At 71.4% G+C, this 23,883-nt stretch carries 21 protein-coding genes and 1 pseudogene; 13 read left to right on the forward strand and 9 right to left on the reverse strand.

Annotated elements, in window-relative coordinates; genetic code table 11:
* Positions 1 to 233: 233 nt before the first annotated feature.
* The 6 genes from SCA03_RS07450 to SCA03_RS07480 all read right to left on the reverse strand — a co-directional run bounded on the left by SCA03_RS07450 (position 234) and on the right by SCA03_RS07480 (position 4,753).
* A complete protein-coding gene (locus tag SCA03_RS07450) occupies positions 234 to 650 on the reverse strand; it encodes a hypothetical protein (protein WP_141275271.1) in 417 nt (138 codons plus the stop codon).
* A 78-nt stretch (positions 651 to 728) separates the two neighbouring features.
* A complete protein-coding gene (locus SCA03_RS07455; protein ID WP_141275272.1) occupies positions 729 to 1,124 on the reverse strand; it encodes a hypothetical protein in 396 nt (131 codons plus the stop codon).
* 401 nt (positions 1,125 to 1,525) lie between these two features.
* Complete coding sequence (locus SCA03_RS07465) at positions 1,526 to 2,605, reverse strand: acyl-CoA dehydrogenase family protein (protein WP_086818126.1); 1,080 nt, start codon at positions 2,603 to 2,605, stop codon at positions 1,526 to 1,528.
* A gap of 45 nt (positions 2,606 to 2,650) precedes the next feature.
* Complete coding sequence (locus SCA03_RS07470) at positions 2,651 to 3,079, reverse strand: SRPBCC family protein (protein WP_030884222.1); 429 nt, start codon at positions 3,077 to 3,079, stop codon at positions 2,651 to 2,653.
* Between the two features lie 91 nt (positions 3,080 to 3,170).
* Complete coding sequence (locus SCA03_RS07475) at positions 3,171 to 3,977, reverse strand: SDR family oxidoreductase (RefSeq protein WP_030879751.1); 807 nt, start codon at positions 3,975 to 3,977, stop codon at positions 3,171 to 3,173.
* Between the two features lie 392 nt (positions 3,978 to 4,369).
* Entirely contained in the window at positions 4,370 to 4,753 is a 384-nt protein-coding gene (locus SCA03_RS07480) for a hypothetical protein (protein WP_086818127.1), read from the reverse strand.
* Between the two features lie 699 nt (positions 4,754 to 5,452).
* On the opposite strand from SCA03_RS07480, the gene SCA03_RS07485 reads away from it, so the two are divergent.
* The 7 genes from SCA03_RS07485 to SCA03_RS07515 all read left to right on the forward strand — a co-directional run bounded on the left by SCA03_RS07485 (position 5,453) and on the right by SCA03_RS07515 (position 13,171).
* A complete protein-coding gene (locus SCA03_RS07485; RefSeq protein WP_086817141.1) occupies positions 5,453 to 6,748 on the forward strand; it encodes a flavin-containing monooxygenase in 1,296 nt (431 codons plus the stop codon).
* Between the two features lie 10 nt (positions 6,749 to 6,758).
* On the forward strand, positions 6,759 to 7,229 hold the full coding sequence (locus SCA03_RS07490) for a RidA family protein (protein WP_051845862.1): 471 nt from the start codon (positions 6,759 to 6,761) through the stop codon (positions 7,227 to 7,229).
* Entirely contained in the window at positions 7,226 to 7,900 is a 675-nt protein-coding gene (locus tag SCA03_RS07495) for a DUF1028 domain-containing protein (RefSeq protein WP_030884213.1), read from the forward strand. Before SCA03_RS07490 ends, SCA03_RS07495 begins: the two co-directional genes overlap by 4 nt.
* Positions 7,900 to 9,045: a M20 family metallopeptidase gene (locus SCA03_RS07500; protein WP_086817143.1), complete on the forward strand. Its 1,146-nt coding sequence runs from the start codon at positions 7,900 to 7,902 to the stop codon at positions 9,043 to 9,045. Before SCA03_RS07495 ends, SCA03_RS07500 begins: the two co-directional genes overlap by 1 nt.
* A gap of 300 nt (positions 9,046 to 9,345) precedes the next feature.
* The gene (locus SCA03_RS07505) at positions 9,346 to 10,788 is read left to right on the forward strand and encodes an aspartate ammonia-lyase (protein ID WP_086817145.1); all 1,443 of its coding nucleotides are present in this window, start codon (positions 9,346 to 9,348) and stop codon (positions 10,786 to 10,788) included.
* A gap of 62 nt (positions 10,789 to 10,850) precedes the next feature.
* The gene (locus tag SCA03_RS07510; RefSeq protein ID WP_086817147.1) at positions 10,851 to 12,218 is read left to right on the forward strand and encodes an MFS transporter; all 1,368 of its coding nucleotides are present in this window, start codon (positions 10,851 to 10,853) and stop codon (positions 12,216 to 12,218) included.
* A gap of 50 nt (positions 12,219 to 12,268) precedes the next feature.
* Entirely contained in the window at positions 12,269 to 13,171 is a 903-nt protein-coding gene (locus SCA03_RS07515) for a LysR family transcriptional regulator (RefSeq protein WP_158102335.1), read from the forward strand.
* A 133-nt stretch (positions 13,172 to 13,304) separates the two neighbouring features.
* Here the strand turns inward: SCA03_RS07515 and SCA03_RS07520 are convergent, their stop codons facing one another.
* Positions 13,305 to 13,907, reverse strand: a complete 603-nt coding sequence (locus SCA03_RS07520) for a TetR/AcrR family transcriptional regulator (RefSeq protein ID WP_086817151.1) — start codon at positions 13,905 to 13,907, stop codon at positions 13,305 to 13,307.
* A gap of 185 nt (positions 13,908 to 14,092) precedes the next feature.
* Between SCA03_RS07520 and SCA03_RS07525 the strand changes: the two genes are divergently transcribed.
* The 6 genes and pseudogenes from SCA03_RS07525 to SCA03_RS37160 form a co-directional block, all read left to right on the forward strand.
* Positions 14,093 to 15,613 (forward strand): purine-cytosine permease family protein, encoded by a 1,521-nt coding sequence (locus SCA03_RS07525; protein ID WP_086817153.1) that lies wholly within the window; start codon positions 14,093 to 14,095, stop codon positions 15,611 to 15,613.
* Positions 15,610 to 17,115: an aldehyde dehydrogenase gene (locus SCA03_RS07530; RefSeq protein ID WP_141275273.1), complete on the forward strand. Its 1,506-nt coding sequence runs from the start codon at positions 15,610 to 15,612 to the stop codon at positions 17,113 to 17,115. The genes SCA03_RS07525 and SCA03_RS07530 overlap by 4 nt, the downstream gene beginning before the upstream one ends.
* 53 nt (positions 17,116 to 17,168) lie before the next feature.
* Complete coding sequence (locus SCA03_RS07535; protein WP_158102249.1) at positions 17,169 to 18,536, forward strand: M20 family metallopeptidase; 1,368 nt, start codon at positions 17,169 to 17,171, stop codon at positions 18,534 to 18,536.
* Complete coding sequence (locus SCA03_RS07540) at positions 18,533 to 19,900, forward strand: aminotransferase family protein (protein WP_030879714.1); 1,368 nt, start codon at positions 18,533 to 18,535, stop codon at positions 19,898 to 19,900. The genes SCA03_RS07535 and SCA03_RS07540 overlap by 4 nt, the downstream gene beginning before the upstream one ends.
* Positions 19,897 to 21,444 (forward strand): APC family permease, encoded by a 1,548-nt coding sequence (locus SCA03_RS07545; protein WP_230988526.1) that lies wholly within the window; start codon positions 19,897 to 19,899, stop codon positions 21,442 to 21,444. The genes SCA03_RS07540 and SCA03_RS07545 overlap by 4 nt, the downstream gene beginning before the upstream one ends.
* 216 nt (positions 21,445 to 21,660) lie before the next feature.
* Positions 21,661 to 21,723, forward strand: a pseudogene (locus SCA03_RS37160) (hypothetical protein); the annotation flags it as partial.
* Between the two features lie 548 nt (positions 21,724 to 22,271).
* Here SCA03_RS37160 and SCA03_RS07555 read toward each other — a convergent pair.
* Together SCA03_RS07555 and SCA03_RS07560 are read right to left on the reverse strand one after the other, a co-directional pair.
* A complete protein-coding gene (locus SCA03_RS07555) occupies positions 22,272 to 22,961 on the reverse strand; it encodes an SDR family oxidoreductase (protein ID WP_030884186.1) in 690 nt (229 codons plus the stop codon).
* On the reverse strand, positions 22,958 to 23,848 hold the full coding sequence (locus SCA03_RS07560) for an NAD(P)H-binding protein (RefSeq protein ID WP_030884184.1): 891 nt from the start codon (positions 23,846 to 23,848) through the stop codon (positions 22,958 to 22,960). Before SCA03_RS07560 ends, SCA03_RS07555 begins: the two co-directional genes overlap by 4 nt.
* Between the last annotated feature and the right edge of the window lie 35 nt (positions 23,849 to 23,883).

The raw sequence follows: 23,883 nt of genomic DNA on the forward strand, positions 1-23,883 counted from the left end.
CGCCCTGCCCGCCGTGGCGCGCCCGCTCGCCCGGTGCCGCTGGCGCGGGCCGGCGCCGACGGCTCTGTGCTCGGCCGGAGTTCAGCGTGCGGTACGCGGGGTGATGCCCGGTTCAGGCTGGGAGTCGGGTGACCTGCCCAGGTCGGCAGGTCTACGACGATCAGGCGCCGGACTGAACGCACGTCACGCCTTCAAGCGATGACAAGCCGGACGGAAGATCACGGACCGCACTCTCAGTCTTTCGCGTTCAGTACAGGCATCGTTTGAAGCCTGTACCAGACGACTGCTGTGGTGACGGTTCCGCAGGCGATGTAGAACCAGGGCAGGTGCGATATGCGACTGCCCGGAAAGTTCGCGGCGCAGACCACGTAAACGGCCAGGAGCGCGGCGGAAGGGCGCCGTCTCCTTATGCCGCGCCGGGCGCGGACGCACGCCAGCAGCGCGTAGGCGGCCACGCCGAGAGCGAGGCCGGCGAGAGCGAGAGAGAACTCCAGGCGCGGGTTGCCGTCATGGGGAGTCTGGAGGGCCATGCCGGCACCGAGCATGAGTGCACAGACCGGTGGCACCCAGACAGGCAGGCGCGGGGGAACCGAGGCGCCGTCGGCACGGCCTTCTCGCGAGAGGTTGCTGCTGGCGTGTGCTGCGTCCATGTCAGGCATTGTGGCAGCCGCCCACCGGCGCTCAGTACCCGCCCATTCAGTGCCCTGGTCGGCGGGGTGGGCTGACGGTCAGGTGCCGGGTCGGGCGAACAGGCCGGGTTCGGAGTCGGTGAGGATGCCTCGTGCGACCAGGCGTTTCAGCTGGGAGCGGATGCCTTCGGTGGTCTTCGGGAGGATCGGCAGGTCGAGGGCCTGGCAGATGTCGCGGGCCCGCATCGGGCGGTCGGTGTCGGCCGGCGTGGTGAGGATCTGCTGGTAGGCCGGATGGTCGGGCATCTCGGGGCGGGGCGGTTGTTCGGCTGCGGGACCGGGGCGGGGGACGGTCTGGAGGGTCTTGCGGGTGACGCGCAGGTTCTCGATCTCCGCGTCGAGTTCGCCGAGCCGGGCGGCGAGGTCGGCCATGGCTGAGCGGATCTGCCCGGCCTGCTCGTCGAGCGCACTCTCCCGCGTTTCGAGGTGGGCCATCACCTTGCTGAGCTGCGGGCCGTTGGTCCACGAGGGCCTTGGCCACTGTGTCGCACTGGGCGGCCACGCCGTCCAGCAGCGCGCTGCCGGCGGCGTTGTCGTGCGCGGACGCGGGCAGGACGACGGCGTCGATGACCAGGCCGTCACGTCCACGGCGAGTCCCCGTTTCCTGCCCGGCACCCGTTTCGAGGCGTCCTTGCCCGGTAGTGCGGCCGGCACGCCGACGGCGGCATGAAGGCTCTGGATGCCCATCGCGATGAGACTCGGGTCGGCTGATCGCCCCCTCTTCTCCCGCAGTTGCCGTCGCAGCAGGTCGTGGACGGTCTGGTCGGTGCCGTCATCGCGCCCGGCAGCGATACCCCAACGTCACACCATCGAGCGATCGCAAGCCGGACAGAAGATCACGTACCGCACTCTCGGGACCGCAGCGCCCGCAGATGTGCGGTGCGCACCTCGTCCGTCTGCCCCTGGACGACGAGGAACAGGCCCTCGCGGGCGAGGCGTTGGGCCGGGCTGGAGAGGCCGAAGGCACGGCCGCCGCCGGCGGAGAGCGCGGCCGTCGTCGCGGCCCGCAGCAGCGCGTAGGCGCGCATCTTCACCGCCAGCCTGTCGTCGAGGCGCTCGGCGGGCGGTACCTCGTCGACCAGCGCGTAGGCGTCCCGCCGGGCCGCGTCCAGCCGGGTGCGCAGGCTCGCGGCGGTCTCCCTCGCCTCGTCGTCGCCGCCGGCGTCGAGGAGGGCGAGGGCGGCGCGGGCGACGCCGAAGACGGCCGGATTGGTGTTGGTGTTCTTCGGGCGGTCGTCCGTCGCCCAGCGCTCGTGCGGGGTGCGCACGGCCACCGCGTCGTCGGGCAGGACGAGACCGTCCAGCACCAGCCCCACCGTACGGGAGCCGGTCAGCGCGGCGAGCCGGAGCGGCTCCGTGGGGGAGAGGCCCGGCTGTTCCCGGGCCTCGGCGAAGGCGAAGACCACCTCGCCGTCCTCCGTCGCGCCGCCCAGCAGGAGGACGTCGTTGAGCCCCCAGCCGGTGTACCAGGGCACGCGCCCGTCGAAGCGCCAGCCGCCCGCCACCCGCGTCGCGCGCACCGGCAGCCGCGGGTACGCGCGCAGGTGCGAGAAGGCGATCCCCGCCAACTGTGTGCCCTCGCTGAGCGGGCGCAGCAGGCGGGCGCGTGCCGCCTCGGCTTCCTCGCCGCCCGTCGCCAGCAGCCGCACCGGGGTGTGGTGCTGTGCCTGGACGAAGAACGTCGAGCAGCAGGCGCCCGCCAGGATCTCGGCGATCTCCCGGCCGACGACCGCCGGTGCGGCCCAACCCCCGTACTCCGCCGGTGCGTTGACCCCCAGCACGCCCGACGCCTTGACGGCCGCGACGGCCTCGGGTGTGACGCCCTCGCGGTCGTGTTCCTCGGCGGCGGGCGCGAGGACGTCGTCGGCCAGGCGGTGGGCCGCCTCGACGAGTGGATGGTCCAGGGCCGTGGTCATGCTGGGGCTCCTCGGGGTGCGTGCTGGGAGGCCGGGGGGCGTGGGTCAGGCGAAGCGTGCCCGCAGCGCGTCCAGTCCGGCGCCGAACGTGGTGTCGCCGACGAGTTCCTCCATCTGCGGCACGACGTCGTCGGAGCCCTCGTAGGACGCCGACCAGACGACCTCGCTGCCCTCGGGGTGCTCCCGGACCGTCAGCGTCGCCCGGTAGTCGGTGATCGGCAGCGGGAGGTCGAGAACGGTGTAGACGTAGAAGCGCTCGGCGGCGTCACGTTCCAGCAGACGCTCGTGGGCCACGTCCTTGCCGTCCACGGTGAACACCCGCACCGCTCCGGGCTCGTTGGCGTCCTCCCGCTCCTCGATACGGGCGGGCGGGACCCCGGGCACCCAGTCGCCGAGCGCGGCGAAGTCCCCGATCAGCTCCCAGACCCGGGCGGGAGGGGCGGTGACCACGGTGGAGCGGGTGAGTTCGTGCATGGTGTGTGCCTTCCGGTCGTGGGTGAGGTGTGCGCCGCCGTGCGGGCGCGCACCGGTGGATGCGGCGGCCGGTGGCGCCCGGCCGGGCGGATCAGCTTCCCGGGTTCCGGACGCTGGGCCAGTCCGTCCCGCGCAGTTTCGCGTCCAGACCGCCGTCGCAGAACAACACCGATCCCACGCAGTAGGACGCCCGCTCCGACATCAGGAAGTCCACCACCTCGACGACCTCTTCCGGCTGCCCGGCGCGGCCGGCCGGGATGGACGCGAGGAAGTCGTCCATGGCGGCGGCGACCTGCGGGTCCTCGCGCCCGGCCCGGGTCATCGGGGTGTCGATGAAGCCGGGTGCGACCGCGTTGAGCCGGACGCCGTCGACGATGTAGTCCGCGGCCCGGGTGCGGACGTAGTAGGCGAGGGCCGCCTTGGTCGCCGGGTAGGTCAGCACCGCGCCCTCGTCCTGCTGCGCGTCGGCGAACCTGCGGGCCTCCGCCTCGTCGCCGGCCAGGCACGCCTCGGCCAGCTCGGGGTGCCAACCAGGTTGTGTGGTGGTCGAGTTGGAGGAAGCCAGGACGACCGCCGAGGTGCCCGCGGCGGCCAGCAGGGGCCGCACCCCTTCGAGCAGCCGGACGGCACCGAAGTAGTTCACCGACACCAGGAGGCTCGGCCTGCGCCGGGCGCCGCTGGAGAGGCCGGCGAACGGCAGGAAGCCGTCGAGCCGTCCGTCGGACAGGTCGGTGAGCCGTTCGATGGCCAGGGCGCGGCCGTCCTCCGTGCCCAGGTCGGCCTCGATGTCGGCGCCGCGGAGATCGATACCGATGACGCGGTGTCCCTGCGCGGTGAACCGTGCGGCGAGCGCGGCACCCATGCCGGATGAGGAACCAGTGATGGCGACAGTGCTCATATGTGTGCTCCTGCGTTCTGTGCGACCGCCCGGGGAGAGCACCTGGCATGCTCCCGGAGGCATCGGGCGTTCGCTGCACATGTTGCACTATCGCCCCCGCGCCGACGGACAGGGGGCCCGCCGACGCGGCCCGGTGGAACGGAGGAGGCCGTGCCCACGCGGTCGTGCGGCTGCCCGCCGGGAAGGCGTCGCCCGTCTCCGGCGGCGGCGGACGTGTTCCCCGACACACTCGGCATGCGGACCGCACATGCCTCGGCGAGACCGGGGCCGCCCCGCTGATGTCCGATGGCGAGGCCCCGGCACAAGAGGATCGAGGGCGGACGGACGGCGCCGACAACGACCACGGTGCACAGGACCGGGACCACAGGACCGGGACCACAGGGCAGGGCCGCTCAGCCTCGTCCGTCCTCGACGTGGACGACGTTCAGCTCGGTGCCGTCCCGGTGGCGCTTGGAACGTCCGCACAGCCCGACGGCGATCTGCGACCGATCCCCCGGCTCGTCGGGGCCGACATAGGTGAGGACGTCGTTGTGCTGCCCGGTGACGACCCATCCCTCGACGTCTTCGGGGTCGATCATCCCGAAGTCTCCTGCCGAAGATCCGGCATGCACCGGGCCGAACTCCCTGAGGATGCCGGTGGCTTGTTCGGCGAGCTCTCCTTCCGGAGCGGTCAGCACGACACAGGTGCCGTGCTCGAACAGCACCCACGACTTGTGCGGGTCGGCGAGAAGCCGCTGCCAGATGTCTCTCAGTGTCTCGGTGTTCACGCCGGCCATCCTGCCGCCGAGCACTGACACACGAGGACGATCGGCTGACGGCTGGGCGGATTCGCGGGGGCCGGCCAGTCGTTGGTCCGGGTGCGGTCCGGACGCCCGGCGCCGGGAAGGGCTTCGCCCGCAGCTGGTCCGTCGTCAGCACCCTCCCGCCCGGCCCCCGTTCGCATCGGCGTCGGAACGGCGGGCGAGCACACGGTGCTGGAGGTCGAGGACCACGACCCCGGTCCGAGCCCTTATGCCGGCACCGTGTCTTCGAGCGGTTCCACCGCACCGACGGCTCCCGTGCCCCGGCCGGGAACGGCGGCTCCGGTCTCGGCCCGGCCATTGCTCAGTCCTTCGTCAGCGCTCACAACGGCGGATCATCTTTGACGCCGCTCCCCCGGCGCCGGCTGCACGTTCCGCGTACTGCCCCCTGCCGGACGAGGCCCCGGACGCGCCCTCGACCGGAAACGCCTCCACGTAGGCCCGTTGGACCGAGCTCAGCGCACGCCGACGCCCCGCCGTTCGGCCCGACGGCCGTGCCGTATGCCGGGCCGGTCGGTGCACGTGACGCGCCCCGCCGGGATCTCAGATCTGAAAAACAGATCTCCTAAGGCGGAAACCTCTGTTGGACAGCTCTCCGAGTCATCTCAAGGATGTCCCGTGTGGCGGCCCGGTCGACGCGGCACCGGGATGGACTGCCGCAAGAGGGAGGCTGAGATGCCGAGTGAACAGACAGAAGTGGTCGTCGTCGGGGCGGGCCAGGCAGGCGTGGCGATGAGCGAGCACCTGGGCGCCCACGGTGTCCCGCACGTCGTCCTGGAGCGGCACCGCATCGCCGAGCGGTGGCGCTCGGAGCGGTGGGATTCCCTGGTCGCCAACGGGCCCGCGTGGCACGACCGGTTCCCGGGGATGGAGTTTTCCGACGTTCCCCCCGACGCCTTCGCCTCGAAGGAGCAGATCGCGGACTACTTCGTGGCGTACGCCGAGAAGGTCGGCGCGCCGATCCGGTGCGGTGTCGAGGTGACGTCGGTGCGCAGGCACACCGGCCGGCCCGGCTTCCGGGTCGAGACGTCGGAGGGTTCCCTCGACGCGCGCTTCGTCGTTGCGGCCACCGGGCCGTTCCAGCGGCCCGTCTTCCCACCCATCGTCCCGGACGGTGCCGTCCCCGTGCAGCTCCACTCCAGCGGCTACCGCAACCCCGAGCAACTGCCGGAGGGCGCTGTCCTGGTGGTCGGGGCCGGTTCCTCGGGGGCCCAGATCGCCGACGAGCTGCGTCGCTCCGGTCGCCGGGTCTTCCTCTCGGTCGGTCCGCACGACCGCCCTCCCCGCCAGTACCGCGGACGTGACTTCTGCTGGTGGCTCGGTGTGCTGGGGCTCTGGGACGCCGAGACACCTCCCCAGGGCGCCGAACACGTCACGATCGCGGTCAGCGGTGCCCGCGGCGGCCACACGGTGGATTTCCGTGCCATGGCTGCCGACGGCATCGAACTGGTCGGCATGACAGGGTCCTTCGACGGCGGGGTGCTGCGCTTCGCACCGGATCTCGCGAGGAACATCGCGCTCGGCGACACCAAGTACCTCGCGCTCCTCCGGGCAGCCGACGAATACGTCGAACGCAATGGGCTCGACCTTCCCGAGGAGCCGGAGGCCCATGTCCTCGGGCCGGATCCGGAGTGCGTGACCGACCCCCGGCTGGAGCTCGATCTCGCCGAGGCCGGTGTCGCCTCGATCATCTGGGCGACGGGCTTCGCCACCGACTACGGCTGGCTCGATGTCGACGCGTTCGACGAGAGCGGCCGGCCGGACCATCGGCGAGGAGTGTCCCGCGAGCCCGGCGTCTACTTCATCGGCCTTCCCTGGCTCTCGCGCCGCGGGTCGAGCTTCATCTGGGGTGTCTGGCACGACGCCCGGTATGTCGCCGACCACATAGCGACCCGGCGGGCCTACCTCGCATACGGCACCACCGAGACCACCGGCCGGGTCGGCGCCACGCAGGCGCCCCGGAAGAACTGAGGAGCAGATGATGACCTCCACCAGCGAGGGCCGCCCAGCGAAGGCCCCGATCGTCGCGGGCGGGCACGTCCGCATCCGCCCGTTCAACACCCGCGACACGTACCCCGAACAGAACCTCGACAACGACCTGTGCCAGGCCGTCGTCGCCGGCGACACGGTGTATGTCCGCGGCCAGATCGGTCAGGACCTCGACACCAGCGAGTCGGTGGGTATCGGTGATGCCGAGGCGCAGGCCGAGCAGGCCATGGCGAACATCAAGTTGCTGCTCGAAGAGGCGGGCAGCCGGATGGAGCACCTGGTCAAGCTGACCATCTATCTGGTCGACCCGCGTTACCGGGAGGCCGTGTACCGCACTGTGGGCCGCTGGACGAAGGGCGTTCACCCGATCTCCACAGGACTGGTGGTATCGGCCCTGGCCCGCCCGGAGTGGCTGTGCGAGATCGACGCCGTCGCCGTGCTCCCCGAGGAGGACCGGGCATGACCTTCTCCCTGGTGGTCCGGGACGGCGAACGGTTCGGCATCGCGGCCAGTTCGTCGAGTCCGGCGGTCGCGGCGCGGGTCGCCCATCTGCGGCCCGGGGTCGGCGCGGCGACATCGCAGAACATCACCGACCCCACGCTCGGCACGGAGCTGCTGGACGCGCTGGCGGACCACGGCGATGTGGAACGCGCCCTGGCCGAGGTCACCGGCGCGGCGCGGAACGCGAAGACCATCGCCTACCGTCAGCTGACCGTGCTGGGCCGCTCCGGGCCCGGGTGCGCCTACAGCGGTTCACTGACACTGGGCAGCCACGCCTCGGCCACCGCGGACGGCGCGGTGGCGGCCGGCAACATGCTCTCCGGCGAGCACATTCCCGGCGTCCTCCTCGACGCGTACTCCACCGCCACAGGGGAGCTCGAAGAGCGGCTGATCGCAGCCATGAAGGCGGCTGTCGCGGCCGGCGGCGAGGAGGGGCCGGTGTACTCCGCGGGCCTGGCGGTCGTCGCGGACGTGGGCTGGCGGGTGACCGATCTGCGGGTGGACTGGGCCGAGGACCCTGTGGACCGGCTCGGCGAGCTCCTCGACGTCTGGCTGCCACAGCGGGACGACTACGTGCGGCGCGGACTCGACCCCGCCACCTCCCCCTCGTACGGCGTCCCGGGAGACCTGTGATGAGCGCCCTGAAGGAAGCGGCCCGGCAGGCTGTCGAGCGTCATGCCGAGGAACTGATCGGGCTCTCCGAGAGGCTGCACGCCGACCCGGAGACCGCCTGGGAGGAACACCGGGCCGCCGCCGCCGTACCGGAGCTGCTGGACCGCGCCGGGTTCGCGGTCACCTCGTCCTACCTGGGCCTGGACACCGCCTTCCTCGCCCGGTCGGGCAGTGGACCCGTCCGGATCGCGTTGTGCGCCGAGTACGACGCGCTGCCCGGCCTCGGCCACGCCTGCGGGCACAACCTCATCGCGGCCAGTTCGATCGGCGCCGCACTCGGTCTGGCTGCCCTGGCCGACGACATCGGCCTCACCCTGGAGGTCTACGGCACTCCGGCCGAGGAGGGCGGCGGCGGCAAGATCGAGATGCTGGACCGCGGAGCCTTCGCCGGAGCTGACCTCGCGATGATGGTGCACCCGGCGCCGGTCGATGTCGCAGAGGCCCGCCCGTTCGCGGTCAGCCACTCCAAGATCTCCTACACCGGGAAGTCGGCGCACGCCGCGGCATATCCCGAGGCCGGGGTCAACGCGGCCGACGCCTTCACCGTGGCCCAGGTCGCCATCGGGCTGCTGCGCCAGCAGCTGCCGGCCTCGGCCAGGGTGCACGGCGTGGTGACCCACGCCGGGGACGCCCCGAACGCCATCCCGGAACAGTCGACCGGGCGGTGGTATGTGCGGGCGGAGACACTGGCCGAGCTGGCCGAACTCGAACCCAGGGTCATGCGGGCCTTCGAGGCGGGTGCCCTGGCGACCGGCTGCGACCTGGAGATCGAGCCGGAGAGCAAACCGTACGCGGAGTTCCGCACGGACGAGACCGCCCTGGGCCACTACCGGGCGAACGCCCTCGCGCTGGGCCGGACATTCGCGCCACCGGGCCAGGCCGCACGGATGAACCGCGCCTCCACCGACATGGGCAACGTCTCGCAGGTGGTCCCGGCCATCCACCCCTACATCGGCGTCGGTTCCCTTCCTGCCACCAACCACCAGCACGAGTTCGCCGCGTACTGCGTGGGCGGGACGGCACAGCGGGCCCTGCTCGACGGGGCGATCGCCCTGGCCTGGACCGGCGTGGACCGAAGCATGGCGGGCCGGGGAACAGCGATGTGAACGGGACATCCGGGCGGGCCCCAGCAGCGCATGGGCGCTCCGGGCTGCACGCGGCCCGGCCGCCCGGGCCCCTTACCCGTTACGGCCGGCCACAGGCGGGGACGGCCTGCTGTCCGACGGACCCGGCACCCGGCTCCGGGGCCCGGTGCCGCCGATGACGCGGTGACGGCCGGCGTGCTCGGGCCGGGGGACGAACCCGAATCCCACGGCCACGCGTCCGGTGCGCACGCGCACGGCTGCCGGAACCCCGTCTCAGCGTGTCGTTCATCAGCCCCGATCCCGACGACCCGGAGGACACCGATGCCCCCGACTCCAGGCACTCAACACACCGCCCCGGCAGAGGCCCTGCGGCGGACGGAGCACGACATGCTCGGCGACATCGACGTGCCGTCGGACGCCTACTACGGGGCGCACACCGCCAGGGCGGTGGCCAACTTCCCCCTCACCGGAGAGACACTCACCACCCGGCCGCACCTGATCGGTGCCTTGGTGGCGGTGAAGCAGGCCGCCGCGAGCGCGAACGCCGAGGTCGGCACGCTGGAGGGCACCCTGGCCGCGGCGATCGTGGAGGCCTGCGCCGAGATCCGGGGCGGAGCGCTGCACGAGCAGTTCGTGGTCGACCTCATCCAGGGCGGTGCCGGCACGTCGACCAACATGAACGCCAACGAGGTGATCGCCAACCGAGCGCTGGAACTGCTGGGCCGGCAGCGGGGGGAGTACGCGGTCCTGCATCCCCTCGACCACGTCAACCTCGGACAGAGCACCAACGATGTCTATCCGACCGCCGTGAAGCTGGCGTTGGACGCACACCTCGCCGGGCTGCTCACCGCCGTGGCCGGTCTGCGGGAAGCCTTCACCGTCAAGTCCGCTGAGTTCGCCGACGTACTGAAGATGGGCCGCACCCAGCTACAGGATGCCGTGCCCATGACGCTGGGCCAGGAGTTCGGGGCGTTCGCCGCCACCCTCGCCGAGGACGAGCAGCGACTCGCCGAGGTCCGACCCCTGCTCCACGAGGTGAATCTCGGCGGCACCGCGATCGGCACCGGCCTCAACGCCCGCCCGGGCTACCGGGAGCACGCGGTCGAGCACCTGCGCCGGCTGACGGGGATCCCCACGCTGGTGTCCCCGCCCGACCTGATCGAGGCGACGCAGGACGCGGGAGTCTTCGTCCAGCTTTCCGGCGTGCTCAAGCGGGTCGCTGTGAAGCTTTCCAAGATCTGCAACGACCTGCGCCTCCTGTCCTCGGGACCGCAGACCGGGTTCGGCGACATCGCCCTCCCCGTCCGCCAGGCCGGTTCCTCCATCATGCCCGGCAAGGTCAACCCGGTGATCGCCGAAGCGGTCAACCAGATCGCGTTCGAGGTCATCGGCAACGACCTGACCGTCACTCTCGCCGCCGAAGGCGGACAGCTCCAACTCAACCCCTTCGAGCCGGTCATCTACCGGAGCCTGAGCGCGGGCCTGGACCACCTCGCCGCCGGTGTCGCTGTCCTCGCCCAGCACTGCGTGCGCGGCATCACCGCCAACCGCCGCCGGCTCGCCCGGACCGTCGCCGCTTCCACCGGGCTGGTCACCGCGCTCAGCCCCGCACTCGGCTACGAGACCGCCTGTGCCGTCGCGCTGGAGGCGCAGCACAGCGGCAAGCCCGCGCTCGACCTGATCCGCGAGCGCGGGCTGCTGACCGACGCCGAACTCCGCGAGCTCACCAGCCCCGCCGCCCTGACCGGCCGACCCACCCTCTGAGGGCCGCGCCCGGGGTCCCGCTCAGCTCCCGCTTTCCCCACCACCTTCACAAGGAGGCGCGCATGCGCACTTGTCACAGCGGCGCCAGGACGACCGAGGTTGAGGTGGCCACCCATGTGATGTCACTGCGCAGGAGCGTTGCCGCAGGAGCCGTGGGCGTGTTCGTGCACTGGTTCGACTGGGCCGCCTATGCCTACCTCGCCGGTACGGTCGCCACCGTGTTCTTCCCGGCCGAGGACAGCACCACGGGGCTGCTCGCCGTCTTCGGTGTCTTCGCCGTGTCCTTCGGCATCCGGCCGATCGGTGCCCTGGTGTTCGGCTCGCTCGGTGACCGGATCGGCCGTAAGCGCACGCTGTCGCTGGTCATCTTCATGATGTCCGGCGCGACCCTCACCATCGGTCTTCTCCCCGGTTACGCGTCGATCGGTGTGGCCGCCCCGATACTCCTGGTGATTCTGCGCCTGCTCCAAGGCTTCGCGGCCGGCGGCGAGTTCGGCAGCGCGGCCAGCTTCCTCGCCGAGAGCGCACCCCGACGCCGTCGCGGATTCGGCGTCAGCTGGCTGGAGGTCGGCTCCCTGCTGGGCTTCCTCGCGGGGTCGTTCGTCTTCTTCCTGCTGTCGACGACGCTGGACGACAGCCGGCTCACCTCCTGGGGCTGGCGCCTCCCCTTCCTCATCGCTGCGCCGCTCGGCGTCATCGGCTTCATCATCCGCAACAAGATCGAGGACACCCCGGAGTACCGGGCCATGGAGGCGAACGACACCGTCCCGCGCAGTCCTGTGCGGGAACTGCTGCGCTCCCACAAACGGCACCTGCTCCAGGCGTTCGGCTTGATGGCGGCCATGCACGTGCCCTTCTACGCGGTTCTGACCTACCTCGTCACCTACGAGACCGACCACTTGGGCCACTCAGCGGACAGTGCCGCCCTGCTGTCCACGGTGATATCGCTGCTGGGACTGGTGTTGGTGCCCTTGTTCGGCCTGCTGTCCGACCGCGTGGGACGCAAGCCTGTGTTCGTCGGCGCGACAGCCGCCCTGCTCGTCGTATCCACCCCGGCCTTCCTCCTGATGCGCGCCGGAACGGCAGGCACTTGGGCGGCCGGCCTGCTGCTGGGCACGATCCTGGCGGCGATCCTCGGCACCTACGCGGTCTGGTCGGCAGAGGTCTTCCCTACCCGCACACGTCAGAGCGGGCTGTCCATCTCCTACAACCTCACCGCCGCCCTGTTCGCGGGCACAGTGCCGTACCTGATGACCGTCCTCATCTCCGCCACCGGCAGCACCCTGGTACCCGGCCCGTACCTGATGGTGTTCGCCGCCGGTGGCCTCATCGCCGCCCTGTCCCTGCGGGAGACCGTCGGCTCCACCCTGCTGCGCCCCGAGGACATCTCTGATGTGCCCTCCAGGGTGCCGTCGAGCGACGCCGCCTAGAGTCGGGGCGGACCGGACCACCAGCGCAAGGGCCCTGTATGACGTCACCAGTGGGTTTCACTCTCGTTCAGCTCCGTTACTTTCTCATCGCCGCTGAACGCGGTTCGATGACGGAGGCGTCGGCGGAGCTGCACATTGCGCAGTCTGCTGTGTCAGCGGCCATCTACAATTTGGAACGGGACTTGCAGGTGCAGCTGTTCATCCGTCGACGGGGGCGAGGCCTGACCCTCACACCCGCGGGGGAGCGGCTCCAACAGCAGGCGCGGGACCTGCTGGTCCGCGCCCGTGAACTCGAACGAGAGGCCCGGGGAGACGGTGAGACCATCTCCGGGCCGGTGGCCGTCGGTTGTTTCGTCACCCTGGCCCCCTCCTACCTGCCGCCCCTTTTCACCGAGTGCACCGCACGCTATCCGGGCATAGAGATCGATGTGGTGGAGGCGGAGACGGACCAGCTCGTCCACGCTCTGTCCGCGGGACGCATCGATTTCGCCCTCACCTACGGCCTCGGCCTGGCAGCCGAGCCGGCTTTGAGCAGCGAGACGATTGCCCGCGCCCCCGCCTATGTCATCGTTTCGGCCGATCACCCGCTGGCCGGTCAGGGGAGCGTGAGGCTGGCAGAGCTGTCCACGGAGCCCCTCGTTCTGCTGGACCTTCCCCACAGCCGTGACTACTTCCGCTCACTGGTGGCCGCCACCGGCACTGCTCCCGATGTCCGCTACCGCACCCAGAGCTATGAGACCGTACGTTCCCTGGTGGCCCGAGGGCTCGGTTTCTCCGTGCTGAACCAGCGGCCGGCAACCAGCCAGACCTACGGCGGCGGCGAGATCGCGGAACTGGAGCTGCGGGACGGCAGCCCCGCGCTCGAAGTCAAGCTCGCCTCCATGGCAGGCATGACACAAAGCGCCCGCGCCCTGGCGGTGATGGGACTGTTGCGGGAGATCGCCGCCCGCTAGGTGGAGACCGCGACGATCCACCTGGCCGGTCTCCACCTGGCGGGCGTCTTCCGTACGGCTCCAGTGGCACGGAAGGGCCGGTGCCGGCTGCGGAGGCGGATGCCGGCTGAGCCTGAGGGCCGCTCGGCGTCCGCTACAACCTCGCGCACCCTGTCGCCAGCCGTGCGTACCCGAGCACCAAGGCGCGAGCCGCTGACGGGGTGAGCTCCTTGTTGCGGCTGACGATGTGCAGGCCGTAACCGTCCTCCAGAGCGACGATCGTGCGGGCCAGGTCGACGGCCGGGGCGGCGAGGGTGAAGTCGCCCGTGGCGGCGCCGACTTCGAGGATCGTCACGTAGAGGGCGGTCTCGCGGGCGAAGAGCGAGGCCATCAGGGCCGCGTGCCCCGCGCTGCGGTCGGCTCGGCTGTGCAGCTCGTACAACAAGGCGTGGGTCGCGTCGTCACCACGGTCCGGGAGGCCTGTCTCCACGGCCTCCCGGAGGCGGGCGACAGGATCGCGCACCCCGTCCGTGCGGGCGAGCCGGCCCGTGAGATAGCGCTCGACGGCACCCCGGTGCACTTCCAGAACCAACTCGTCCAGCTCCGGGTAGTAGTAGAGCACCGAGCCCGCCGACACGCCGGCCTCGGCGGCGATGTCCTTGATGCGCAGACTCGCCAGCCCCCGCGCGGTGATGGCCCGGCCCGCCGCGTCGATGAGCGCCTCCCGGCGGGCTTCCTGCTTCTTCGGTCTCCCCATGGGATTGATTCTCTGTTATTGGCATCAACAATCGCAAGATCTGGATGACGCAAGCCTTGACGGGGGTTTGGGTCATTGTTTGAATCCAGCATCAAAGAACCGAGGGCAAGTGATCTCGCCCGAGGTCCCCCTGCGTCGTTCCCCCGAACCGCACCGCGATTCTTGTCCCCCGAGAGGGGTGTGCGATGGACCGGCAAGGCCCTCACAACGAACCCGGACCCGCCACTGCGTCCGCAGTCCTCGAACGGCGCACCATTGACGTCGTCCCGAAGAACGAGCGGCACGGGCGCACCCGAGACCTGTTCACCATCTGGTTCTCCGCGAACCTGGGGCCGCTGACCCTGGTGACCGGAGCGCTGGCCCCGGCCGCCTTCGGGCTCTCCTTTTGGTGGAGCCTGGTTGCGCTGCTGGCCGGACACCTCGGCGGCGGCTTCCTCATGGCGCTGCACTCGGCCCAGGGGCCGCAGCTCGGAGTGCCGCAGATGATCCAGAGCCGGGGGCAGTTCGGCACCGTGGGCGCGCTCGTCGTCGTCCTCGCGGTCCTGGTGATGTATCAGGGGTTCTTCGCCTCCAACCTGGTGGTCGGCGCCCAGTCGCTGCGGGAGGTACTGCCCGGAGTGCCGCAGGATGTGGGCATCGTGGGCGGCGCCGTCGTCAGTCTCGTCGTCGCAGTGGTCGGCTACCGGCTGATGCACCGCATCGGGGCTCTGTCGAGCTGGGTTTTCGGGGCCGTGCAGATCGCGGGTGCAGCGTGGCTGCTGTGCGGCGGACTGCCCGGGGACTTCCTGTCCCGGGGCGGGTTCAGCCTCGGCGGATTCCTCGGCATGGTGTCGGTCGGCGCACTGTGGCAGGTCGCCTATGCCCCTTACGTCTCCGACTACTCCCGCTACATGCCCGCCTCCACCGCCGGAGTGCGCTCCACTCTGTGGTGCACGTACTGGGGCACAGTCCTCGGGAGCCTGCTGCCGATGACCGTAGGCGCCGCTGTGGGGCTGGCCGTGCCCGGCTCCGACCCGGTGGCCGCACAGACGGGGCTGCTGGGCACACCGCTGGCACAGCTCACCCTGTGGTGCTTCGCCCTGGTCACCATGCTGACCAACTCCATGAACCTGTACGGCGCCGTGCTCTGCGTCGTCACCGCCGTGCAGACCTTCGCTGTCCGCTGGCTACCGCGCGGCGCCGGCCGGGCCCTGCTCGGTGCGGCGTTGTGCGCTCTGTCCGCCGTGCTCGCGCTCGCCTTCGCCGGCAGCTTCATGGACCGCTACCTGAACTTCCTCTACGTACTGCAATACCTGTTGATCCCGTGGACCGCGATCAACCTCGTGGACTTCTACCTGGTACGGCGCGGGCACTACGACGTCGCCGCGTTCTTCACCCGGGACGGCGGTGCATACGGACGGGTCAATCGGCCCGCGCTGAGCGTGTATCTGCTCGGCATCGCCGTCGAGTTCCCGTTCATGGCGCAGGAGATGTACACCGGCCCCGTCGCCGCCATGCTCGGCGGCACCGATCTCGGCTGGCTCGCCGGGCTTCTGTTCACGCTGCCCGCCTATCTGCTCGCCACCCGCGGCACCCGGGCGGCGCGGGACGCCGGATCGCCGCACACCGACCCTCCCGGCATCACTGAACCCCTCCTCACGTCCGAAGGGCCAGCCGGCCCCGACGACCCCATCAGCCCTGACAGCCCCACCGGAGCCGCCCGATGAGCCATACGCCCGCCGACGAGCCCCCCACCACCGCCAAGGACTGGCACGCGCGCGCCCACGCGCTGCGGCCCCCCACCCTCCCCTTCATCGACGGCGCCGAGCACAAGCCCGCGACCGACCGCACCTTCGCCACGGTCAACCCGGCCACCGGCGAGACGATCACCGAGGTCGCCGCCTGCACGGAAGGCGAGGTCGATCTGGCAGTGCGCGCGGCCCGCACCGCCTTCGAGGACGGGCGCTGGTCGCGGCGGGCACCCGAGGAGCGCAAGCGCGTGTTGTTGCGCCTGGCCGCGCTGATCGAGGAACACGGCCCCGAACTCGCGCTGTACGACACGCTGGAGATGGGTAAGCCCATCTCCGACACCCTCGGCGGCGACGTGCCCGGAGCCGCCGGCTGCTTCAGCTGGCACGCCGAGGCCGCCGACAAGCTGTACGGCGAGACCGCGCCCCTGCCACCTGGCGAAGTCGCCCTGGTGCGCCGCGTACCGCTAGGTGTGATCGGCGCCGTCGTCCCGTGGAATTTCCCGCTCGACATGGCCGCCTGGAAGCTCGCACCCGCGCTGGCGGCGGGCAACAGCGTGGTGCTCAAGCCCGCCGAACAGTCCCCGCTCTCCGCGCTGCGACTGGCGGCGCTGGCGAGCGAGGCGGGACTCCCGGACGGGGTGCTCAACGTCGTACCGGGCCGGGGAGAGGAAGCCGGAAGAGCCCTCGGGCTGCACCCGGACGTGGACGCGCTCGCCTTCACCGGGTCCACCGCCGTAGGCAAACTCTTCCTCGAATACGCCGCCGCCTCCAACCTCAAGCAGATATGGCCCGAGTGCGGCGGCAAGAGCCCGAACCTGCTCTTCCCCGACGCCGACCTGGAGGCCGCCGCCGAGCGCGCCGCCTGGGGCTTCACCTGCAACGGCGGGCAGATCTGCTCCGCCAACACCCGGCTGCTCGTGCACACCGACATCGCCGAGGAGTTCACCGCACGTGTCGTCGCACACGCCGCGGCCCTCGTCCCCGGCGACCCGCTCGATCCACTGACCGCCTACGGCCCGCTCGTCGACGAGACGCAGGTCGCTCGGCTCGCCGGGGAGCTGGCCGGAGCCCGGGAGCGGGGCGGCACCGTGCACGGCGGAACCCGCCCCGGGATGACCGGGGCCTATCTGGAACCCGCAGTGGTCACCGGGCTCGGCCCGGACGACCGGCTCGCCCGCGAGGAGTTGTTCGGACCGGTGCTGACCGTGCTGCCGTTCGCAGACGAGGACGAAGCGGTCAGGACCGCCAACGACTCCCCGTACGGCCTCGCCGCCTCCGTCTGGACTCGCGATCTGTCCCGCGCGCACCGCGTCGCGGACGCACTCTGCGCCGGCACCGTCTCCGTCAACACCGTCGACGCACTGGATCCGCGCACCCCGTTCGGCGGCTTCAAGCAATCCGGGTACGGGCGCGACCTGTCCGCGCACTCCTTCGCCAAGTACACCGGCCTCAAGACGACCTGGATCAGCTACCGATGACCCCCGCGCAGTCCCATGTGGAAACCCCCACACGATTCCCGGAAGAGGCGGACGTGGCCGCGCGCATCGGCGCGCACCTCGACGCCCGCTCCGGCGACCTGGTCCGCCTCGCGAGCGACCTCATCGCCTTCGACACCACCGTGCGTGGCGCCCCCGGCGAACCGGCCCGTGACGAGGCCGACTGCCAGGAGTACCTGGCGGAGCGGCTCCGCGCGGCCGGCTTCACCGTGGACGTGTTCACACCGCGCCCCGGCGATCTGCCCCTCACCCCGCAGACTCCGGAGGGCCTCGATTTCGCCGGACGGCCGCAGCTCGCCGCCCGGCGGCCCGGCACAGGGAACGGCCCCAGCCTGCTGTTCAACGGGCACATCGACGTCGTGTCCGCCGAGCCGCGCAACGGCTGGCGCAGCGACCCGTTCCGAGCGGAGGTACGGGACGGACGGCTGTACGGACGGGGAAGCTGCGACATGAAGGGCGGCATCGCCGCCGCCGTGCTCGCCGTCGAGACGCTGGCCGCTCTCGGTCTCGCCCCCGCAGGTGATCTGCTGTTCAACACCGTCACCGACGAGGAGTGGAACGGCGCGGGCACCCTCGCCTCGGTCGGGAACGGGATCCGCGCCGACGCCGCCGTGGTGCCCGAGCCCACCGACCTGGACACCGTTGTCGCCCAGCGCGGCATCCTCGGCGGCACCGTGACCGTGCAGGGCCGCCCCGGACACGCCGAATACCCGCCAGGGGACTGGCGGCACGGCGGCGCGGTCAACGCCATCGAGAAGACCGTCCCGGTGCTGGCGGCACTGGCCGCGCTGCGGGAGGCGTGGGCCGCCGAACCCGGCTCCGCACACCCGCTGCTGCCCCCACCCTCGCTCGTACCGACCACGATCCGGGGCGGCGAATGGTGGGTGACCTACCCGGCTTCCTGCTCCATGGACCTGGACGTCACCTATCTCCCCGCGCACGCCGACGCGGACGGCTTCGCTTCCCGGATACGGGAGCGGATCGAGAGGGAAGTACGGGCCGCCGTCGCCGACGACGGCTGGCTCGCAGCACACCCGCCGGTCTTCACCTGGGAGACCGAACTCCCGCCCGCCGAGCTCCCCGCCGACCACCCACTGGTCGGTCGGCTGGTCCGGGCCGCCGCCTCGTACGGCCGTACCTCGAAACCCGTGGGCGAGCCCTCCTGGACGGACGCGGCCACCCTCACCCGGCTCGGCGGCACCCCCGCCGTCTGCCTCGGGCCGACCGCCACCCGGCCGGACGGCTCGGCCACCCTGCACACCGTGGACGAGTACGCCGAGCTCGCCGACCTGCTCGATACGGCCAAGGCTCTCGCGCTGGCCGCCGTCGCCCCCACCCCACCTCAAGGGGCCGGCACATCGCCGGCCTCCGCCCGCACCGCACCCGAAGGAGCCCGCTCATGACCTCCACCCCCGACGCGCTCGTCGCCGCCGACCGCGCCCGGATCATCCACCCCTATCTCCCGGCATCAGCCGAGGAACGGGTCGTGATGACCCAAGGCTCCGGCTGCCGGGTCACGGACGTGCACGGACGCAGCTACCTGGACGCCACCGGCGGACTCTGGCTCGCCCAGATCGGGCACGGCCGCGCCGAGGTGGCCCAGGCGGCGCAGGAGCAGATGAGCAGGCTGGAGTACTTCACGAGCTTCTGGGAGTTCTCCAACGACCGCGCCGTCGAACTGGCCTGCCGCCTGACCGAGTTGGGGCCGGACGGCCTGGGCCACGTCTACTTCACCTCGGGCGGCTCCGAGGGCAACGAGGCCGCCCTGAAGATGGCCCGCTACTACCACCACCGCCGTGGCGAGCCCGAACGCACCTGGATCCTGGCCCGGCACAAGGCGTACCACGGCGTCGGCTACGGCGGCAGTTCCGCCAACGGCTTTCCCCTCTACCACGAGGGCTTCGCGCCGATGGTGCCGCACATCAGCCACCTCACCCCGCCGTGGCCCTACCGCAGCGAGCTGTACGGCGGCGAGGACCCGACCGACTTCCTGATCCGTGAACTGGAGGAGAGGATCGCCGAGGTGGGCCCGGGCCGGATCGCCGCGATGCTTGCCGAGCCGATCATGGGCGTGGGCGGGATGCTGGTGCCGCCGGACGACTACTGGCCCCGGGTGCGCGAGGTGCTGGACCGGCACGGCATCCTGTTGATCTTCGATGAGGTCGTCACCGCCTACGGCCGCACCGGATCGTGGTTCGCTGCCCAGCACTTCGGCGTCACCCCCGACATCATCGTCACCGCCAAGGGGCTGACCTCCGGCTACATCCCACTGGGCGCGCTGCTGGTCGGCGACCACGTCGCCGAGCAGCTGACCGCGGGGGACGGCTTCCCCATGGGCTACACCTACAACGGTCATCCGGTCGCTGCCGCGGTGGCGCTGGAAAACCTCCGTATCATCGAACGCGAAGGGCTGCTGGCCCGTGCGGTCGAGGCCGGGGCCGGGCTGCACGCCGGACTGGAGGCGGCCCTGGGCGACCTGCCGGTGGTGGGCGAGATCCGCTCGGTGGGCATGATGCTGGCCGTGGAACTGGTCACCGACAAGGAGAGCCGCACCCCCTTGCCGGTGCGGCCGGAACGGATGCCGCACGACGTGATCCGCCGGGAGACCGGCGTCATCGTCCGGGACGCCGCCCACAGTCTCGTGCTCTCCCCACCGCTGATACTCGATCCTGCCGAGGCCAAGGAGATCGCGGCCGGCATGCGCACCGTACTGGAGCGCACCCGCGCGGACGGCGAGATCGTTGAGGCCGCTGCGAGCACAGCGTGAGCGAGGCCACCGACGCCACCGACCACGTGGCCGAGGCCCGCCCCGGCCCCGGCGCCCGCCCCGGCCCCAACGGGCCGGGCGGGCCGTCGGCCCCAGCCGTCGGCGCTGTTCCGCATCTGCGGCGCTCCTTGCGTCGATTCGACATCGTCGCGATCGGCGTCGCCGCGGTCATCTCGTTCGACGTCCTCGGGCAGCTCGCCACCGGTGGCGGTGAAGCCGTCACATGGATCGCCGCCATCGTGCTGTTCTTCCTGCTGCCCTACGCGCTGCTGTTCGCCGAGACCGGCGCCGCCTTCCCACAGGAAGGTGGGCCCTACGTCTGGGTCAAGCTGGCCTTCGGCAGGGGCGCCGCCGCGCTGACGACCCTGTTCTACTGGGTCACCAACCCGGTGTGGCTGGGCGGCTCGCTGGTGTTCCTGGCCGCCGAGGCCTGGGACGACTTTCTCACCCCGCTCGGTCACGGCACCCCGGCCGACTGGACCTTCAAGCTGATCTTCATCTGGTGCTCGATCCTCACCGCCGTCGTCTCGCTGCGGCGAGGCAAGTGGATCACCACGGCCGGCGCGGTGGTCAAGGTCGGCGCCATGGCCCTGTTCACCCTCACGGCCCTGGTGTACGGCCTCCGGCACGGGTTTCCCGGGCTCGGCGCCTCCGGTTCCGGATTCGCGCCGTCGACGGCCGGGTTCCTGGCGCTCGTTCCGGTGCTGCTGTTCGCCTTCGTCGGATTCGAGGCGCCGAGCGCGGCGGGGGAAGAGATGCACAACCCGCAGCGGGACGTCCCCGTCTCGGTCGGCGTCTCGGCCGCGGTCGCCGCCTGCTGCTACCTGCTGCCGGTGCTGGCGATCCTGGCGGTGACCCCGGCCCGGGAGATCACGGGGATCGGCGGGTTCATGGAGGCGGCCCGGCTGGTGTTCGACATCTACGGAAGCTGGAGCGAACCGCTGCTGACGACGGCCGCGTTGATGTTCGTCTTCGCGCTGCTCACCCAGGGCAGCGCCTGGATGATCGTCAGCGACCGGATGCAGGCGATGGTTGCCGCCGAGGGCGACTTCTTCAGCCGCGCCCTGGGCGCTTTCCACCCCCGGCTGGGCACGCCGGTGCGGATGAACCTGCTCTCCGGTGTCACCGCGACAGCCTTCATGAGCGCTGCCATGGCGCTGGCCCACCAGGGCGACGCCGACGCCGTCTTCGCCGTCGTCCTCACCGTCGCCGTCACCACCCTGCTGCTCTCCTACCTGGTGATCGTCCCGGCCCTGGTCGCGCTGCGCCGCAAACGGCCCGAGGTGCCACGCCCCTACCGGGTCCCCGGCGGCGACCTGGGCTTCAGCCTCAGCGCTTCCCTCGTCTATCTGTGGATCGTGCTCGGCTCCTGGTGTGCCCTCTTCCCCGGCACTCTGGAACCGCTGCTGGGAGTGTCCTACGACTTCCACGGCACCTGGGGCGTCTCCCGCATCACTTTCGAGATCTTCACCCTGGGCACCGTGACCGTCCTCCTGCTGCTCGGCGCGCTGGGCCGAGTCCGGCAACGTTGGAGGCCGGGCTGAGACGTCGGCCGTCGGCGCGGACCGGTGGACGCTCCGCGGGCCGGACGCACAGCCGCGCACGGTTGATCGCCGCGAGTTTCCTCGTCGGGACGCTCTACGTGGACTGGCGCGTCGCGCCCGGCACTTGCTCGCTCTGCTCGTGGACGACGGCATCGCCGACAACCGGATGAACCGGCAGTGGGCAGCGGGCACCGGCACGGAATCCGCCCGAACCGGGTGCTGACTCCGGTCTCCCCAGGCAAGCGGTACGACCCGGGCGGCTCCTACGTACGACGCCGGGTACCCGAACTGTCCAGCGTCAACGGCCCTGCACCGCACGAACCGTGGAAGAGGGGTACGAGAGCGGCGGCGGACCCGTCCGGTCGTCGAACTGTCCGAGGCGCAGGCGCGGTTCGCTCTCGCGCGCAGTGGCACGACCCGTTGAGAGCGACGAAGTGTCCCACCGCCGGCGCCCGGGTTCCGGCGGTCGGCCCGGCGGGAGCGTCCCCCTGGTCCGACCACGGCACCCCGGGAGCGGCGGGAACCGTGCCCGCACACCCGAGCGCCGCCGCCCCGGGGAGCGCGAACCGAGCGCCCCGTACACGTCCGCGTCCTGGCCCTTCGGTGGTCGGGCCGAACCACGTCGCGCGGGCCACCGCGTGGGCTGCGCGGCGTCCGGCCGGGCCCGCTCCCGCAACCTGCCACCACGGATGCCACCGCACACATGCCGCACATCGGCGCGTACGGCTCCGGGCGTCGGGCGAGACCGCCTTCTTCCCGCGGTTTCTCCCCGGCGCCCGGAGCACACGGCCCTGGCACCCTCCCCGCCATGGTCCCGGCGGCGGTTGTCACCAGGCCACGGGCTCGTCCCGGTGGTTGAGGAACTGGAGGCCCGGTTCGCCGCTGTGGCGGTCGATCGTGTCCACCACGCCGGGGACGGACTCCTCGACGGTCAGCTCCGCACGGGGGCCGCCGAGTCCGGTACGGACGTGGCCGGGGCAGATGAGCAGCAGCGTGTGCGCGGCATCCGCGTATCGCGCGGCGTAGCTGCGCATCAGCTGGTTCAGGGCCGACTTGCTGGCGCGGTAGACGTCCTGGCCGCCGTTGGTGTTCCAGCCGATGCTGCCCTGGCGCGAGGACATGACGCCGATGGTTCCGGCCGGTGCGACCAGCGAGCGGAAGGAGTCGAGCACGCGCATCGGGCCGAGCGCGTTGGTGACCATGACCTCGACGAACATCTCCGTCGGTACGTCGCCGGCGGGGATGTCGCCCCTCGTGACGGCACCGTTGACGAACAGCAGGTCGAGGGTGCGTTCCGCCAGCCGCTCGCGCAGCGCGGCGATCTGCTCCGGCTCCGTCATGTCCAGCTGTTCGACCGTCACCCGGCCCCCGGACGCCTCGGCCAGGTCGTGCAGACCGGTGCGCCGGTCGCCCCGGACCGTGCCGACGACGTTCCAGTCGCGGCGCGCGTACTCGGTGGCGAGTCCGAGACCGATGGAGCGGGAGGCGCCGACGATGAGGGCGGTCCTGCCGCTCACGCCTGGACCACGGGCTTGAGGACCTCCTCGCACCACTGGCGGAAGGTCGTCGGGTTCGACGTGTCCGGGGTGCGCCGCACACCGTCGTCGAGGCCGTCCTCCTTGGCGCTCATCATGTCGACGTAGCCCTCCACCAGAGCGTCCCCGACGCGTCCGGTCAGTGCGGCGCGGAAGTCGTCGAGCGACTGCCGCTCGTAGCGGACCGGGCGGCCGAGCACCTCGGACATGATGTGCGCCATGTCGTTCGCGGACAGGTCCTCGGGGCCCAGCACCGGAACTTCTCCGGTCCCCGTCCAGGAGCGGTCGAGCAGCAGGTCGGCGGCGGCCCGGGCGATGTCCCGGGTGGCGGCCGTCGGTGCCCTGCGGTCGGCGCTGACGGTGCCGGTGAACACGCCGTGGTCGCGGATCGATGCGGCCTGCGAGAGCAGGTTGTCCATGAAGGTGGGGTTGGCGAGCGCGCGGTAGGCCACGCCGGTGGAGGCGATCAGGTCGTCCATGGCCAGCGACGCCGTCACGTGCCCGGCGCGGCCGGCGACGGGAGTGCCGCGGCCGAGCGCCGAGACGCCGACGACATGGCCGATGCGGTGGGCCGTGAACGCCTTCGCCGCGGGGCGGGTGAAGCCGGAGTACGCGGCGTCCATGCTGGGCGTCCACGGGTCGGGCGGCACCAGCCAGAAGACGGCGTCGGCGCCGGCGCATGCGCGGTCGACGACGTCGGCGTCGCCGTGCGAGCCGGTGACGACGTCGACGTGGGTGCGGACCGCTTCGGGGAGCTTCCCCGGATCGCGTACGACGACGCGCAGCTCTTCGTGTGCGGGGGTCTCGTCGAGCAGGATGTCCAGCAGCCGGCCGCCGATCTGGCCGGTGGGTGCGGTGATAACGATCATGTGATGAGTCTCCGGGCGACCACTCGCGCCGGTCC

The sequence above is a fragment of the Streptomyces cacaoi genome (assembly GCF_006539165.1).
GTDB lineage: Bacteria > Actinomycetota > Actinomycetes > Streptomycetales > Streptomycetaceae > Streptomyces > Streptomyces cacaoi.